Below are 15,776 nucleotides of genomic sequence, written 5' to 3'. Positions count from 1 at the left end.
CCAACAAATTAACCCACATTATCCACATTAAAATTATGTTATCCACATAAAAATCCACAAAGGTTGTGATTAACTTTGTTAAAAGAAGAAAATTTAGTCCCCAATTCAAAAAATCCTGTTGATGAACGGATATTCACCAACATGGATGCTCCTCAGTTTTACTCGTTATCCACAAATCGTTCTTTCCAATACAATCCTGAACTGCAAAAAATCTTAACTGGGAAACAGCTGTTGCTGGAGGAATTGTCATTTTCGATGGAGGAAGTACGTAGACACCATGAAGAGGGTTATGTACTTTATCGGAAGGGTATCAATCATGATCAAGTGTCATGCACAAGATGCGGCGTGACTGATCCTTCGTGGTTTGCGGAGTTTCCCTGTTCGCGTTGTGAAAAAGTTGAGATGTATTGCCGTAAGTGTTTAATGATGGGAAGAGTGAGTGAGTGCACGCTGCTTTTCAGCTGGGCGGGACCGGAGCCGGAGATCAATAGAATTGTGGAACCTCTTCAATGGGAAGGGAATTTATCAGCAGGACAGAAGATTGCTTCCAGTCGAGTTGCCGAAGCTGTGGAAAACTCATCGGAGCTCCTTGTCTGGGCGGTTGCCGGCGCTGGTAAGACGGAAGTATTATTTGCAGGGATCGCACAGGCTCTATCCACAGGCAAGCGGGTTTGCGTGGCTACGCCAAGGACGGATGTGGTTCTTGAGCTGGCTCCTCGTTTTGAAAAAGTGTTTCCGGGTATTAAAATTGCCGCTCTGTATGGTGGCAGCGAAGACCGCCTCGAATTTGCCCAGCTTACCATCGCTACCACGCACCAGCTGCTCCGCTTTTACAGGGCGTTTGATGTTATGATCGTCGATGAAGTTGATGCCTTTCCTTATTCCATTGATGAAACTCTTCAATATGCTGTGCAGCAATCCAGAAAGCCCACTTCCTCTTTGATTTACGTAACTGCCACCCCAAACAAACAATGGCAAAAAGAATGCCGGTTAGGAAAAAGGGATTTCGTCACGATTCCTGCCCGATACCATCGACACCCATTGCCTGTGCCTAGATTTGAATGGTCAGGGAACTGGGAGAAGAAGCTTTCTAAGGGGAAACTTCCTCCTAATATTATGAAATGGGTAGAAGCTAGATTAGCCAGCAGGAAACAGCTCCTTATTTTTGCCCCGAAGATCACCGTCATGGAGAAAATCCTTCCTATCTTTCGTCAGTTGAATCCTCTCATTGAATCAGTTCATGCTAAGGATCCTGACAGGAAAGAAAAGGTTATGAAGTTCCGAAACAAAGATATCCCCATCTTGCTTACAACAACAATTCTTGAACGCGGTGTTACCATCCCTAATATTGATGTAGCTGTCATCGGCTCAGAGGACCGGATTTTTACCGAGAGCGCTCTTGTCCAGATTGCGGGCCGGGCAGGGAGAAGTGCTGTGTATCCAACGGGGAATGTTACATTCTTTCATTATGGTAAAACAGAAGCAATGCTCAGTGCCCGCGGTCAAATTATGATGATGAACAAAGAAGGGGTCAAGAAAGGGCTGATTGATGTATGAAAGGGAGTCATTGTCTGATATGCAATGAGGAGATTGAAGCTATTCTATCTTGGAATACTCTTTTTGGCAAAGAAGAAAAAGAACCAAAGATTTGCGGAGAATGCAACGAAAACTTTGAGCGTATTACAGGCGAAGTATGCGAGATTTGCGGCAGGCCATTTGCCTTTTTGAAAGCGGAATATAGAGTGGAGAATTTATGCTTCGATTGCAAGCGATGGGAGGAAGACGTGCACTGGAGCGGGAGTCTCGACCAAAACCGCGCACTGTATCGTTATACTGATTTTGCAAAAGACGTAATGGCGAAATTTAAGTTCAGGGGGGACTATGTACTTGCGGAGGTTTTTGCAGAAGGTCTCTGTCAGGCTTTGCAATCTTTCCAATATGATTATATTGTCCCCATTCCGCTCAGTGAAGAACGACTCCACGAAAGAGGCTTCAACCAGGCAGAAGCGCTAATCACCACTGCCGGCTTTAAACCAACAAACATGCTCTCCAGAGTCCATACCGAAAAACAGTCAAAAAAATCACGTTCAGAAAGAATAGATCTACAGCAGGTGTTCAAATTTGATACAGACCAAAACCTTAACAGTAAAACTATTTTGCTGATTGACGATATATATACTACAGGCTCAACGCTGAGGCATGCGGCCAAAATACTAAAAGAAAACGGAGCGGCGAAGGTGTATTCATTCACTTTGGCCCGCTAGATGAGATAAAATTGAAGGAGGAAGGACATTGGACCTTCAAAATTGCCCAAAATGCGATTCACTCTATGTGAAAAATAAATTTCGTGATGTATGTGAAAAATGCTGGAAAGAGGAAGAAGCAGCGTATGATACGGTAGCTAAGTTCATGAGAAAGCGTGAGAACAGAGCAGCAACTGTCTTGCAAGTCGTGGAAGCGACTGGTGTCCCGGAAGACCTTATCTTAAAATTCATCAGGGCAGGCCGGTTTCAGCTGACTCAATTCCCTAATTTCGGTTATCCTTGTGATAAGTGCGGAAGTGTCATTCGTGAAGGCAGAATCTGCGCTGCTTGTGCAAGCAGTCTAAGAGCTGATTTGAAAACGGTGGAATATGAGGAACAACGGAAGAAAGAAATGGGAAAACGCGCGACTTTTTTCACACATCAAGATTAGGTGAAAAGAATCATTAAATATCGCCAGATAATTGCCGATAATAAAAGTAGAAATCGTTCTGAAAGTGAGGTTTAGACGATGAAAATCAACAATAATATAGGTCCATCAGGGATCAATCCATATAAACGCCAGATGAACAAACTAGATGCAACAGCGAATACGCAAAATAAAAAGGCGGATAAAGTGGAGATTTCTTCGACTGCAAAAGAAATGCAGCAGCTTTCCCAAGTATCCGTTCAGCGCCAGCAAAAGGTGGAAGAGCTGAAGCTTCAGGTTGAAAACGGTACTTATAAGCTAAATCCTAAAGAAACAGCTAAAAGCATCATTAATTTTTATCATAATAAATAGGTCGAATACTCGTCTTTCTGACGAGTGTTTCTTTATGCGGAAAAGGTGAATTTTCTAACTTAGAGTAGTGTCCAGCTCCAGCACCTAGCCCCTCGAGTCGCTTCGGCCCGCCCAATGAAGTCAAAGAGAGACTTCACTGGTCGGTCCTCCAGCGCTTGTCGGGGCTGACCAAGGTGCTTGCGCTTTTCACAGAAGGAGGGCAGTGTATGTCTGCTGAAACACTTGTTGTAATTATGAATAAAATGCTCAAATTGCATAAAAGCCTTTACGAATTGACCGTAAAAAAAACGGACATCGTGAAAAAAGGAGACACAGCTGCCCTCGACCAGCTCTTGAAGGATGAACAGGCGCACGTGACTGCGATTAATAAGCTGGAGCAAGAGCGGCTGGCGGTAGCTAAAAAATTTTCCCCTGATGCGTCATTACAGGAAATAGCAGAGGCGAATCCAGCCGAGAATGATCAGCTTTTGACAATCAAAGAAGAACTGGTAGAAGTCATTTCAGAAATAAAGGCACGAAACGAACTGAATCAGAAATTAATCCATCAATCACTGCAATTCATCAATTTTTCAAAGAGCCTTGTGATGCCGCAGGAAAAGGAAATCAACTACGGACCGCCTGCCGGCAAGAAAGCAAAGCCTGGTCAATCACCGGGGATGTTCAACTCAAAAGCATAATATTTGGAGGAACGAAAAATGCGTTCAACCTTTATGGGATTAGAAACAGCGCGCCGCGGAATGTTCACGCAGCAGAGCGCTTTACATACAACCGGACACAATATTTCAAATGCCAACACACCTGGCTATACTCGTCAGCGTATTAACTTTGAGCAGACTGAGCCATACCCAAATGCTTCACTTAACCGCCCGCAGATTCCTGGGCAGGTTGGTACGGGTGTAAAGGCTGGATCGATTCAGCGTGTGAGAGAGAGCTTTCTGGATATCCAGTACCGCAGTGAAAATAATAAACTGGGATACTGGGAAACTAGAGCAGAAGCTTACACTAAGCTTGAAGAAGTGTTGAATGAGCCTTCTGAATCTGGCCTCGCGAAGACGATGGACCAATTTTGGCAGTCACTGCAGGATTTAGCGGTTAACCCGACAAATCCTGGTGCTCGCTCAGTTGTTCGTCAGCGCGGAATTGCAGTAGCTGAGACATTTAACTATCTGCAAAATTCTCTTTCTTCCATTCAACGAGATTTGAAGAATGAGGTTTCTGTTACTGAAAAAGAAATCAACTCATTAACTTACCAGATTAGTAAGATTAACGGTCAGATTGCGGATGTTGAACCACATGGTTATCTGCCAAATGATTTATATGATGAGCGCGACAGGTTGATCGATCAATTGGCCTCAGTGGTAAATATTAAAGTTGATTATACAAATTCAGGCGGCGATGCACTGAAAATGGCAGATGGACAAGCCGTCATCAAGATGGTCAGCGACAGTGGGAAAGAGCTGGGTATTCTTGTCAGTGGAGACCGTAATAACAAGATGACGGTAAACTTTGATGGTGCTGATGATTCAGTTAAAACGGTTTCTATTGGCGATACTAAATTTAACTTTACAGATTTAAATTCAACAGGAAAGCTTAAAGCTTTAGTAGATTCATATGGGTATGAGGCAAACGGAAAAGTGGCTGGTGTCTACCCTGAAATGATGAAGGAATTAGACAACCTTGCCTTTACCTTTGCGACTGAGTTTAATGATGTACACAAGGATGGAATGAGCCCCAATGATATTGCCAGCACAACAAAGGCAAGAAATCCATTCTTCGCTGATGCGGATAACACCAACCCTCTACGTAATGGGTTCGCAAGTCGAATTGAACTAGCGGATGCGATTAATCAAAGCCTGGATAATATCGCAACAGCAGATGGAAGTAGTATCACTGGAGCAACAATCGGTGACTCTACTAATATCTTAAAGCTAGCGAACATCATTAACGATAAATTTGATTATGCTGGAGACAACGAACAAGCAAACTTCCGCAATTATTATGAAGGTGTAATTGGCGGCATGGCCGTAAAATCACAAGAAGCCGTTCGATTAACTCAAAACAGCGGTTCACTAAGAGAATCGGTGGAAAATCGCCGGAAGTCAGTCGGCTCCGTGTCACTGGACGAAGAAATGACAAATATGATCCAGTTCCAGCATGCCTATAACGCATCAGCCCGGATGATCACCCTCCAGGACGAGATGCTCGATAAAATCATCAACGGCATGGGAACCGTAGGAAGATAGGTGAAATAAAATGCGCATAACACAATCAATGCTTTCTTCTAACTCGCTTCGCAATTTAAGCGAAAGCTACCGCCGTATGGGCCAGTATCAGGATCAGCTTTCTACTGGCAAAAAAATCACTAAACCATCGGACGATCCTGTTGTTGCAATGAAGGGTATGTTCTACCGTTCAAATTTGACTGAGGTCGAGCAGTATAAACGAAATCTTTCTGAACTTTATTTGTGGATGGAGAACTCTGAAGCGGGGATTGAACAGGCGAATAATGGCTTGCAGCGCGTGCGGGAACTGGTCATCCAGGGAAAGACAGGTTCATTAAGTCCGACTGACCGGGAAGCGATTGCCCGAGAGGTTGAGCAGATTAAGGATGATTTAGTACAAGTTGCGAATACACAGGTTTCCGGCCGTTATATTTATCACGGTACAGATACGGACAATCCGCCGGTGCCAACTACGAATCCGCCAACGGTAGCAGCTAACCTGGCTGACCCAAGCATCAATACTTATAAAGTGGAAATATCGCGCGGGGTCTCCTTAAGAGCGAACGTCGATCCAAACGGCGTTTTCAATCAGGAACTTTTTGATGTTGTCCAGGGTATACAGACGGCATTGGATGATGACAAAACGGCTGATCTTGAGGGATTGCTGGGGCGTTTGGACGGAGCGATGGACAAGCTTTCATCCGAACGTTCTGAGCTGGGTGCACGCTATAATCGTCTTGAGATGATCGACGACCGGATTGCTCAGCAAGAAATAATGGCAAACCGTGTTCTCTCAGATAACGAAGACGCGGATATTGAAAGGGTCATCACCGATTTAAAGACCCAGGAAAGTGTCCACCGTGCGGCACTTGGAGTCGGAGCCCGAATTCTGCAGCCGACACTATTGGACTTTTTAAGATAGCTATTCTCATTGGGAATAGCTTTTTTTTCTAGGAGGGATGAATGATGCAATTTCCTCAAATACGTTTGCAATCAACTTTTGCCCAGACAGAAATCCGTACCCAGCAGTCGCGGCTTGAAATGGAGCAGCCCAAAGCGGAATTGAGCATACAGCAGCCGGCAGCCGAGCTAAATATTAACCGTAAGCCAGCAAGACTGACGATTGATCAGACTGAAGCTCGCGCGGATATGGATTTAAAGCATATATCCCGCCGTATTGATGAGGCGGCACAGCAGGGTTACCAAGATTGGCTCTCTGGTCTCGCGCGTGTGTCCCAGGATGGCGATGAATTGATGATGATTGAGAATGGTGGCCATCCGATTGCAGATCAGGCGAAGCGGAACAGCGAGTCGCCAATGCTTGACTTTAATATTGGCTGGACTCCCTCTGCTGGTAGTGTGAAAGTAGAATATGATCCTGGCAAAGTCGAGATCAACTGGAAAACAAACCGACCAGTGATTGAAAGCCAAATCAATAAGCCAGTGATCAGTTATACGCCAGGCAAGGCGGAAGTCAACCTGAAGCAGCATCCATCATTGAAAATAGATTTTGCCAATTTAAAGCATGTCGGAATTAATTATGAACAATCTATTTAAGGAAGGGTTCTAATATGAAAATAAACACGAAATATCATGGTGAAGTAGAAGTGGAAGAGATTCTAACTTTTGAAAAAGGGCTACCGGGTTTTGTGGATGAAAAGCAATTTGCCTTGCTGCCCTTGTCTGATGACGAATTCTATTTTGTCCTCCAATCTGTGTCGACACCGGGACTGGCGTTTGTATTGACGAATCCGTTCCATTTTATGAAAGAGTATGATTTTCAGCTGGAAGATGCGACGGTCGATGAATTGAGCCTGGAGAGCGAGAGAGATGTCGCTGTCTATTCCATCCTCACCGTTCAGGATCCATTCGAAAAAACAACCGCAAACCTGCAGGCACCAATTATCATTAATCAGAGAAACCGCAAGGCAAAGCAAGTCATCCTGCACGATGAACAATACAAGACCAAACACCCAATCTTTAAAAAAGCAAAAGCGAAGGGGTGACCAGACATGCTCGTACTCACAAGAAAAAACGGCGAAAGCATCAAAATCGGCGATGACATCGAAATCACCATCGTCTCCGCTAAAAATGACCAAGTAAAAATAGGCATCAAAGCACCAAAAAACATCGAGGTCTTTCGAAGTGAAATCCTCGAACAAATCAAAACCGAAAACGAACAAGCATCACAAGACATCTCAACCCTATTAAAATTTATGAAAAAAAATTAAAAACACTATTAAACAATCCAAAACCCAAGACGATAAAACTATTGTAAGAGAAAATAAGGGCGGCCGACCTTATCAACTCAGACAAATAAAACCATTGTTCACAAGGATGTGAACAACAAATTCAAGGAGGAAATAACGTAATGAGAATTAATCATAATATTGCGGCGCTTAACACTTACCGTCAGTTAAACAGTGCATCAGGTGCACAAGCTAAATCTATGGAGAAATTATCTTCAGGTCTTCGTATCAACCGTGCTGGTGATGATGCAGCGGGCTTAGCAATCTCTGAGAAAATGCGTGGGCAAATTCGGGGGTTAGATCAAGCATCTCGTAATGGACAAGATGGTATTTCTTTAATTCAAACTGCTGAAGGTGCTTTAAATGAAACACATTCTATCCTCCAACGTATGCGAGAACTAGCAGTTCAATCTTCAAATGATACAAATACTGATGTGGACCGTGAAGAAATTCAAAAAGAAATGAATCAATTGGTAGAAGAAATAGATAGAATTGGTAACACAACAGAGTTTAATACAAAAAAACTAATTAATGGTGGAGCTAATGTTAGTGGTAGCGTAGGAGCTTCTCTTACAGATAAAGTTGCAGTTGTAGGTGGTACTGGAGATACAACCGTAGGGAGCACTGTAGTTGTAACAGATGCTACTGTAGCTACTGCTGCTACTGAAACAAAAGCAGCTGCGTTTACGTCAGGTGCTGTTGCAAGCTCCGCATTAAGCTTTACGGTTAATGGAACAAGTTTTTCTTTTGCAGTTGGAACAACAAATGAAAAAGTTGCAGAAACAATTAATAATGCAGGGCTTGGAGTAAATGCAACATACACTGCTGCTAATTTAACTCTTACGACTCAAGCAGTAGGGAGTTCAGCTGAATTAACTACAACTATGTCAGGCTCACTTGCAACCGACACAGGTTCAGATGCAACAGTTACCTTGAGCGGTGGAGAACAATATTCTGCAAATGGAAACAAGGTAACTATTGAAAGTGGCTCAGCTAAAGGATTAGAATTAGAAGTCAAAGCTGCTGTAACAGGTGCTTCGGGTGCGGCTGCGACTGTTACTGTTGCAAGTAACGGTACCTTGAATTTCCAAATCGGTGCTAATGCTGATCAAGAGATGAATATTTCTATTAGTGACATGAGGAGTGGTGCACTTGGTGTCAGTGGAATTGATGTAACAAGTCAAACATCTGCAAGCGATGCTATCACTACTATTCAAAGTGCAATTGAAACCGTATCAGCAGAACGTTCTAAATTGGGTGCTTATCAAAATCGCTTGGAACATTCTATAAATAACCTAAATACATCTTCAGAAAACCTAACTGCTGCGGAATCTCGTATCCGTGACGTAGATTATGCTTTAGCTGCTTAGGCAGTGACAAGCACAGTCGTCCTGGCTGGTAACGGCTAGAGATCATAATCGGGTGAATTGCTGGAAACCCCTTAGAGCTTTTCTTGCCACAACGAAGTTGGAAACGACAAGCGTGATGGCTTTATAAAAGAAAAGATTGGGCAATCAGCAGCCAAGCTCCTGTCTCTAAAGAGTGGAGAAGGTTCAACGACTAGGATAGACCATCTAAGGCGAAAGCTATGATGATGAAATCCGTAGGTGAAACAATGGTCATCAGCATTGTGAATCCGAAGTGCCCGACCCCTACTAGATTGCTAGAGGGTGAAGATATAGTCTGGTCATTTGTGAAAGCAAATGTTCGCACGATGGCGAAAGAAATGATGAACCAAACTAAGAACTCCATCCTATCTCAAGCTGCTCAAGCTATGTTAGCGCAGGCGAACCAGCAGCCACAGGGAGTTCTACAACTTCTTCGTTAATATCATTAAGAGGTCTGTCCATTGGATAGGCCTCTTTTACTTTTTGTGCAAATAATATCGTAAGAATCTCACTCATTCGCAAACCTGTCCTGTTTTGTGCTTTAAAGATTTTTTTTAGTTCTAATTCGTTTAACGTAACCTGGTGACTATATTTTAATATAGCAGCTGTTTCATTGTTTTTATTAAAATAGGTGAACCAATTATTAATAAAAATTTCCGGATTGAATTTTGATAAGATTTCCCTAATCTCTTTGGTGGGAGTTGTTAACTTAAACGGTAAATAGATAGTCGTTCTTCTTTGCATTTTCTTTATCGGAGGGGCTATTTGACTATACAATGGCATTTTCCTTGCCATTGAAAAATGAATAAAATCCTCTACTAAATAAAGAAAATATCGTATTTGAGGTTGGTCATATATGCACAATCTATTTTGACTATCTAAAGAAAATTCTAGGTGAAATAACTCTCTTAATATTTTTATGAGGCTCAGATTTTCTTCTAGAGTGAAATTATCAGTAGATAGAATTATTTTTTGTGGTGAACCATTCTTCCAGACTAAATGCCCATCATCCTGGTACCACCATGCTAAAGCTTGTGGGATGAGAGTTCGTTCTATTAATTGTAAAGGAACTACTTTTTTCTTTCCGGCATACCAGGAATTTTTTAGAAGGGTAAAGACAGGTGCCGTCTTGGATTGTACATAGAATGTTTCTGAAAAACCGGCATTGATTCTTAGATCAATATTCTTTTTATATTTAGGAGAATTGATTGGTATGCAATTGCTAAGTCTTGCATAACAGAAATGACACCAACCTCTGTCTGCATAACTGTGCTGAAACCTGAACCTTGGTTGTTTTGTACCTTCAATTGTTAAATTCCCATCTCCTAGTAGCTTTGCGTTGATTAGTGATAGTGCACGTAACGGTATGTGTTGTAGAAGTTCTTCGAGCAGATCCACTTAATTCACCTCCAATTATATGAGAACATTTGTTCTATGTAATTATAACGCATTCTAAATAGATAATAAACTAAACAAACCTGACATCACTCCGATATAACTAGTAAAAGAATAATAATTCCAGGGGGATACCGAGATGATTGATCGCATATCATCCAATCAATTTTCCTCACAGCTAAGAACGACCGAAATCGGTGAAATGACAAACCAGACTCAGGAAAAAGAATTTGAAGTATTTAAATCAGCAAATGAAGATACTCAAGAGAGCATGACTTTTCCAAGAGAAAAGGTTAAAGAGATTGTAGACAGCATGAATAAATTTATGGAGGCATCGCCAACTGCCTTGAAATTTGAGTTCCATGAAAAGCTGAATGAATATTATGTAAAAATTATTGATGAGAAAACGAAAGAAACGGTTCGGGAAATTCCGCCAAAGAAAATGCTCGACTTTTATGCGGCGATGACTGAGTTCATTGGTCTAATGGTGGATAAAAAGATCTAAAGGTGAGGGTGAATGTCAACTATGAGAATAGGTGGTTTAGCTAGCGGCATGGACATTGACCAGCTTGTTGGTGATTTAATGAAGGCTGAGCGTATTCCGCTTGATAAAATAAAGCAAAAGAAACAGATTCTTGAGTGGCAGCGTGACGAATATCGTGAAATGAACAAGTTAATGTACGAGATGCAGACAGCCGCACGGGATATGAACTATGAAAAGACTTATGCCTCTAAAACAACAACAAGCTCGAATGAGGGTGCGGTTTCAGCAACAGCTTTTCCCAGTACCTTGAGTGGGACATATAAGGTGAAAGTAGACAGATTGGCATCTGCGGCTGTCCGGGTGAGCCAGGATACTGTTTCAGCGTCAGGAGAAAAGATTGATGCTAGTAAAGCGTTTAAGGATCAACTCGCAAGTTTTAAGGCAGCTCCAGACTTTAGCAGTGGCCCGATCAGCTTTACTTTAGCGACTTTCAAAGAAGATGGTACAAAAGTTGTAAAACCTTTTAACGTCTCAGAAACCGATACATTAAATGATGTCCTGAAAAAAATCAATGACTCAGACTTGGGAATACGTGCTTTCTATGATTCAACAGCCGATAAGGTTGTAATGGAACGGACGGTTACAGGAGATTTTAACAAAAACCCTCTGGAATATCTAGGCGCAGAGATTGGTTATAATGGTACAACAGCAGGATTTATTGCTAACGTGCTACAAATGAAAGCAGGCACAGAGACGCCTGCAGGTTCAGGCGTCTGGAAAACGACTGAAACAGGAGGCACAAACGCCAAGTTTACATACAATGGCTCTTTAACCGTTGAACCTCCTACGAATGAATATAAAATCAATAACATTCAATTTAATTTCAAACAAGTGACTGCAGGCGAAGAAACCATTACTGTGGGGAACAATACGGAAGCTGCTTTTGACAGCATTGTCAAGTTCGTCAATAAATATAATGAAATGATAGAGAAGATTAACGGTAAGTTGGATGAAAAGCGATATCGCGATTATCAGCCACTATCTGATGATGAAAAAGAAGCTATGGAAGAAAAGCAAATCGAGTTATGGGAAGAAAAGGCGAAAAGCGGTTTAATCCGTAATGACTCAACTCTTTCCAATGGTTTGAATAATCTGAGGCTTGATTTCTATTCCCCTCTTGAAGGAGCTCTAAAAGGATTTGGGCAGCTTGCGGAGTTAGGAATCAAAACCACTTCAAACTATGGTGATAAAGGTAAGCTTGTAATTGATAACGAAGAATTATTAAAAAGTAAGCTGGCGGAAAACCCAGATGCGGTATACAAGTTGTTTGCAACAGATGGTGATGGAAAAACAAGAAGTACCATGGGGATAGCCGAACGATTGATCAAAACAATCGATTCAACAATCAAAACGATTGAAGAAAAAGCAGGTAAATCAACATGGGTGAATGATAAGTTTACATTAGGAAAAAACTTGAATGATGTTGACAATCAAATCAACCGCTTCGAAGACCGCCTACTCCAAATCGAAGATCGCTACTGGCGCCAGTTCACCGCAATGGAAAAGGCGATCCAGCGTTCGAACAGCCAATCGATGTACTTGATGCAGCAATTCAATATGTAATTTTTACAAGGGAGCGTTTTAAATGGCAGTAAATAATCCGTACCAGTCTTACCAGCAGAGTTCTGTGAACACCGCTTCGCCTGGGGAGCTGACGTTGATGTTATATAATGGTTGCCTGAAGTTTATTACCCTGGCGAAACATGGAATTCAGTCGAAGGACATTCAGGTAAAGAACACGAATATCCAGAAGGCACAGAACATCGTCCAGGAGTTGATGGTGACGCTGAATATGGATCTTGAAGTCTCGCAAAGTATGATGTCGTTGTATGATTTCATGAACCGCCGCTTGATTGATGCGAACATCAAGAATGATATTGGTGCTCTTGAGGAAGTGGAGGGACTTGTGACAGAGTTCCGCGATACGTGGAAGCAGGTCATCCAGATGAACCGCCAGAAGCAGTATGGCCAGGGTGGTATGGCGTAGTGAGCGCTGTCAAGGACTTTTACGAGGCGACGCTTGAGTTGATTCAGATTTTGCAAAAGCCTCTGGAAGAGCGGGATGAGAAGATTTTAAAAGTGGAGGAGCTTTTGGAAAAACGGGAGGTCCTTATGAAGGGAATCGTCCCTCCCTATACTCTTGAGGACGCCGAACTGGGCAGGCAAATCGTCCAACTGAACACCAGGCTTGACCAGCTTTTGATAGCTGAAAAGATTTGGATTCAAAAAGACATCAAGAATTTGCAAACGAAAAAAGAATCCAACACAAAATATGTCAATCCATATCAAAACCTTTCGACAGATGGCATGTTTTACGACAAGAGGAAATAGGTGAATGGATTGAATGCGTTAAGTGAAGAGAAAATGCTCTTGGTTAGGCAGTATATCGGTTTGCTGGATACCATTGAAGAAGCATTTGGACATATCTTTCGTTGTCTAGAAAAACTGAAGCTGGAGGACGCTGATCACTTGTGGGATGATGTCAGTTTGGCGTTTGGGCAAATCCATCTCTCCAACCAGGTTCTTGCTGAGCATTTTGCGGAGCGACCGGAAGTCCTGATCCAATTCACTTCTTTTACGAATGTATGGGAAAAAGCTCAATTACTTCATCATTCCGATTACAGTATATGGGAAGAGGTAATTGGTGAAAGTATTTATCCTGCTTTTTCCGAATGGTCCAGGGAAATCAATAAACAATTCAGGCCCTATTACATCAACTAAACCGCCCAATCCCGGGCGGTTTTTCCATATTCGGACAACCCTCACCAAATTATCCACTATTCCGACGGTAAAAACAGACATAAAAATGTCAAATCTTCAGACTGTTTTTGCAGGAGTTCTTTGGGGTAAAATAGAATTAGTAATACATAGTCATATCCCAAAGGAGGAGTCCACTATGAACTACAACATTCGTGGAGAAAACATTGAGGTAACTCCAGCAATCAGAGAGTATGTTGAGAAGAAGGTTGCTAAGCTTGAGCGTTATTTTACGGAGTCACCCAATGCCAATGTAAATGTGAATTTGAAAGTTTACCAAGATAAAAAATCAAAAGTTGAAATTACAATTCCAATGAAGGATCTTGTGCTTCGCGCAGAGGAGCTTCATGAAGATATGTATGCTGCGATTGATTTGATCACTGATAAGCTTGAGCGTCAAATCCGCAAGCACAAAACGAAGGTAAACCGCAAATTCCGTGATAAGGAAAGCCTGAAGGATTTCGTTCCGATTTTCACAGAAGTTGAACAGGTTGAAGAAGATGAAGACTTGGAAGTTGTCCGTACTAAGAGTTTCGATTTGAAGCCAATGGACAGCGAGGAAGCGATCCTGCAGATGAACATGCTGGGCCACAGCTTCTACGTGTTCACAAACGCTGAAACAAACCAGACAAATGTTGTTTACAAGCGTAACGACGGCCGTTATGGTTTGATTGAAGCACAATAAGAAATATGGCTGCAACGGCTTGATTGAATCTCGCCGCCTATCACATTAATCTAACATTCTACCCACAGTCAGAAATTGGCTGTGGGTTTTAATTTGTTCTTTTGAAGGAAAAATTATACCGAGTGCCGAAATAATTTTTACAGGAGGCGATACATATGACATTTTCAATCGCAGGTTATGATCCACAGGAAAAAGAATGGGGAATTGCGGTACAGTCTAAATTTCTTGGAGTTGGGGCGGTTGTTCCGTTTGCGAAGGCCGGAGTTGGAGCTGTGGCGACGCAGTCTTACGCGAATACAGCGTATGGTCCCCAGGCGTTGGAGTTGATGGAACAGGGGAAAACTGCTGAGGAAGTGATGGAGCTGATCACAAAGGACGACCCTGACAAGGAAATGCGCCAGGTCGGCTTGATTGATGCTAAAGGTAACCCAGCAACTTTTACAGGTACATATTGCTATGACTGGGCAGGCGGAGTGACAGGGAAGCATTTCGCGGCACAGGGGAATATTTTAGTAGATGAGAATACTGTAAAAGCTATGGCGGGAACGTTTGAGTCAACTGAAGGCTCACTTGCCCATCGGTTGCTGCAAGCGCTCAATGCCGGGCAGCAAGCTGGAGGGGATAGCAGAGGCCAGCAGTCGGCGGCGCTCCTTGTCGTTAAGGAGAAGGGCGGTTACGGTGGCTACAACGACCGATACATTGATCTTCGCGTCGATGACCATCCGGAACCAATCACGGAACTGATCCGTATCTACGGCCTTCAGCAGCTTTATTTTGCAAAATCAAAGCCTGAGAATGTAGTTGCCATCGAAGCTGAGGTCAGGGAAACAGTCGTCGAGCATCTTAAGCGACTCGATTATCTGAAGGCTGATCCAACTGACGGCGAAGAGCTCCATAAAGCGCTCACGTCCTACTTCCATACCGAAAACTTCGAAGAAAGAGAACAGGAGAAAGGCAAGATTGATTTAGAAGTGCTGGAGTTTATGAAAAATCAATAAATCCTTAAGTCCCCTGTCAGCCGGCAGTGGGACTTTTCGCATACCTCGATTGGTTGTCACCCCTTGCTGTAAGTGGTAAGATAGTATTTAGCAATAAATCGAATTTTTCTAAAAGGGATTCGGTGCGTTTACAGCGAATCTTTTTTCTTTGTTAAGGAAATTATAAAAATATTTAGGTGTGGATAACTGCATGTAGTTTTCTTAATCCAGCTCCAGCGCCTAGCCCCTCGAGTCGCTTGTCTAGTGTCGCCTCCTAGAAACTCCGAAACTTCAACTCCGCCGGCAGAAGCAAAAAGCGCTTCTTTGTCGGAGTCTCCAGTTTCTGCGTTTCTGGGCAGTCGGCTATACATTTCTATTTCGATCCGCCCATTGAAGTCAAAGAACGACTTCATTGGGCGGCTCTCCAGCGCTTGTCGGGGCTGAACGAGGCGCTTGCGCTTTTTGTTCTTGGGACAATTTATACGACTATCAACTTATAAATACAACGAGATTCATT

21 protein-coding genes and 1 pseudogene are annotated in these 15,776 nt (G+C 42.7%); 19 read left to right on the top strand and 3 right to left on the bottom strand.

Annotation, left to right across the window (positions count from 1 at the left end; all coding sequences use genetic code 11):
• Positions 1–141: 141 nt before the first annotated feature.
• From J7E32_RS11750 to J7E32_RS11700, 11 genes are all read left to right on the top strand, one after another.
• Entirely contained in the window at positions 142–1,557 is a 1,416-nt protein-coding gene (locus J7E32_RS11750; protein ID WP_214907448.1) for an ATP-dependent helicase ComFA, read from the top strand.
• A complete protein-coding gene (locus J7E32_RS11745) occupies positions 1,554–2,264 on the top strand; it encodes a ComFC family protein (RefSeq protein WP_214907446.1) in 711 nt (236 codons plus the stop codon). Before J7E32_RS11750 ends, J7E32_RS11745 begins: the two co-directional genes overlap by 4 nt.
• A gap of 28 nt (positions 2,265–2,292) precedes the next feature.
• The gene (locus J7E32_RS11740) at positions 2,293–2,694 is read left to right on the top strand and encodes a TIGR03826 family flagellar region protein (RefSeq protein ID WP_214907444.1); all 402 of its coding nucleotides are present in this window, start codon (positions 2,293–2,295) and stop codon (positions 2,692–2,694) included.
• Between the two features lie 78 nt (positions 2,695–2,772).
• Complete coding sequence (flgM, locus tag J7E32_RS11735; protein WP_214907443.1) at positions 2,773–3,042, top strand: flagellar biosynthesis anti-sigma factor FlgM; 270 nt, start codon at positions 2,773–2,775, stop codon at positions 3,040–3,042.
• Positions 3,043–3,248: 206 nt separating this feature from the next.
• Positions 3,249–3,719, top strand: a complete 471-nt coding sequence (locus tag J7E32_RS11730; protein WP_214907440.1) for a flagellar protein FlgN — start codon at positions 3,249–3,251, stop codon at positions 3,717–3,719.
• Between the two features lie 18 nt (positions 3,720–3,737).
• Positions 3,738–5,285 (top strand): flagellar hook-associated protein FlgK, encoded by a 1,548-nt coding sequence (gene flgK / locus J7E32_RS11725; protein ID WP_214907438.1) that lies wholly within the window; start codon positions 3,738–3,740, stop codon positions 5,283–5,285.
• Positions 5,286–5,295: 10 nt separating this feature from the next.
• Positions 5,296–6,186 carry a flagellar hook-associated protein FlgL gene (flgL, locus tag J7E32_RS11720; protein ID WP_214907437.1) on the top strand — a complete coding sequence of 297 codons (891 nt, stop codon included), beginning with the start codon at positions 5,296–5,298 and terminating at the stop codon, positions 6,184–6,186.
• Positions 6,187–6,227: 41 nt separating this feature from the next.
• On the top strand, positions 6,228–6,821 hold the full coding sequence (locus J7E32_RS11715) for a DUF6470 family protein (protein ID WP_353654038.1): 594 nt from the start codon (positions 6,228–6,230) through the stop codon (positions 6,819–6,821).
• Positions 6,822–6,835: 14 nt separating this feature from the next.
• Positions 6,836–7,270: a flagellar assembly protein FliW gene (gene fliW / locus J7E32_RS11710; protein WP_214907435.1), complete on the top strand. Its 435-nt coding sequence runs from the start codon at positions 6,836–6,838 to the stop codon at positions 7,268–7,270.
• Between the two features lie 6 nt (positions 7,271–7,276).
• Positions 7,277–7,495 (top strand): carbon storage regulator CsrA, encoded by a 219-nt coding sequence (csrA, locus tag J7E32_RS11705; protein WP_214907433.1) that lies wholly within the window; start codon positions 7,277–7,279, stop codon positions 7,493–7,495.
• A gap of 140 nt (positions 7,496–7,635) precedes the next feature.
• Positions 7,636–8,883, top strand: coding sequence for a flagellin N-terminal helical domain-containing protein (locus J7E32_RS11700; protein ID WP_214907431.1), 1,248 nt, complete (start codon positions 7,636–7,638; stop codon positions 8,881–8,883).
• A gap of 190 nt (positions 8,884–9,073) precedes the next feature.
• Here the strand turns inward: J7E32_RS11700 and J7E32_RS22890 are convergent, their stop codons facing one another.
• Positions 9,074–9,265: a hypothetical protein gene (locus J7E32_RS22890; RefSeq protein WP_286183050.1), complete on the bottom strand. Its 192-nt coding sequence runs from the start codon at positions 9,263–9,265 to the stop codon at positions 9,074–9,076.
• Here J7E32_RS22890 and J7E32_RS22885 point away from each other — a divergent pair.
• Positions 9,225–9,341 (top strand): annotated as a pseudogene (locus J7E32_RS22885) (flagellin); the annotation flags it as partial. The gene J7E32_RS22890 and the pseudogene J7E32_RS22885 overlap by 41 nt on opposite strands.
• Here J7E32_RS22885 and J7E32_RS23325 read toward each other — a convergent pair.
• On the bottom strand, positions 9,286–10,299 hold the full coding sequence (locus J7E32_RS23325; protein WP_214907429.1) for an endonuclease: 1,014 nt from the start codon (positions 10,297–10,299) through the stop codon (positions 9,286–9,288). The pseudogene J7E32_RS22885 and the gene J7E32_RS23325 overlap by 56 nt on opposite strands.
• Positions 10,300–10,435: 136 nt before the next feature.
• Between J7E32_RS23325 and flaG the strand changes: the two genes are divergently transcribed.
• From flaG to J7E32_RS11655, 7 genes are all read left to right on the top strand, one after another.
• Entirely contained in the window at positions 10,436–10,801 is a 366-nt protein-coding gene (flaG, locus tag J7E32_RS11685; protein WP_214907427.1) for a flagellar protein FlaG, read from the top strand.
• 12 nt (positions 10,802–10,813) lie between these two features.
• On the top strand, positions 10,814–12,403 hold the full coding sequence (locus J7E32_RS11680; protein WP_214907425.1) for a flagellar hook-associated protein 2: 1,590 nt from the start codon (positions 10,814–10,816) through the stop codon (positions 12,401–12,403).
• A gap of 22 nt (positions 12,404–12,425) precedes the next feature.
• Positions 12,426–12,827 carry a flagellar export chaperone FliS gene (gene fliS / locus J7E32_RS11675; RefSeq protein WP_214907423.1) on the top strand — a complete coding sequence of 134 codons (402 nt, stop codon included), beginning with the start codon at positions 12,426–12,428 and terminating at the stop codon, positions 12,825–12,827.
• Positions 12,767–13,171, top strand: coding sequence for a flagellar protein FliT (gene fliT, locus J7E32_RS11670; protein ID WP_353654037.1), 405 nt, complete (start codon positions 12,767–12,769; stop codon positions 13,169–13,171). Before fliS ends, fliT begins: the two co-directional genes overlap by 61 nt.
• Positions 13,172–13,561 carry a DUF8042 domain-containing protein gene (locus tag J7E32_RS11665; protein ID WP_214907421.1) on the top strand — a complete coding sequence of 130 codons (390 nt, stop codon included), beginning with the start codon at positions 13,172–13,174 and terminating at the stop codon, positions 13,559–13,561.
• Positions 13,562–13,736: 175 nt separating this feature from the next.
• The gene (hpf, locus tag J7E32_RS11660) at positions 13,737–14,282 is read left to right on the top strand and encodes a ribosome hibernation-promoting factor, HPF/YfiA family (RefSeq protein ID WP_041963944.1); all 546 of its coding nucleotides are present in this window, start codon (positions 13,737–13,739) and stop codon (positions 14,280–14,282) included.
• 155 nt (positions 14,283–14,437) lie between these two features.
• A complete protein-coding gene (locus J7E32_RS11655; RefSeq protein WP_214907419.1) occupies positions 14,438–15,280 on the top strand; it encodes a DUF1028 domain-containing protein in 843 nt (280 codons plus the stop codon).
• A 128-nt stretch (positions 15,281–15,408) separates the two neighbouring features.
• Here the strand turns inward: J7E32_RS11655 and J7E32_RS11650 are convergent, their stop codons facing one another.
• On the bottom strand, positions 15,409–15,672 hold the full coding sequence (locus J7E32_RS11650; RefSeq protein ID WP_214907417.1) for a hypothetical protein: 264 nt from the start codon (positions 15,670–15,672) through the stop codon (positions 15,409–15,411).
• Positions 15,673–15,776: the final 104 nt, after the last annotated feature.

Origin of the sequence: Bacillus sp. ISL-55 (genome assembly GCF_018613155.1) — a bacterium.
GTDB lineage: Bacteria > Bacillota > Bacilli > Bacillales > Cytobacillaceae > Mesobacillus.
Note: the sequence above shows the minus strand (reverse complement) of the source record. Positions and strands in the feature narration are given on the sequence as shown.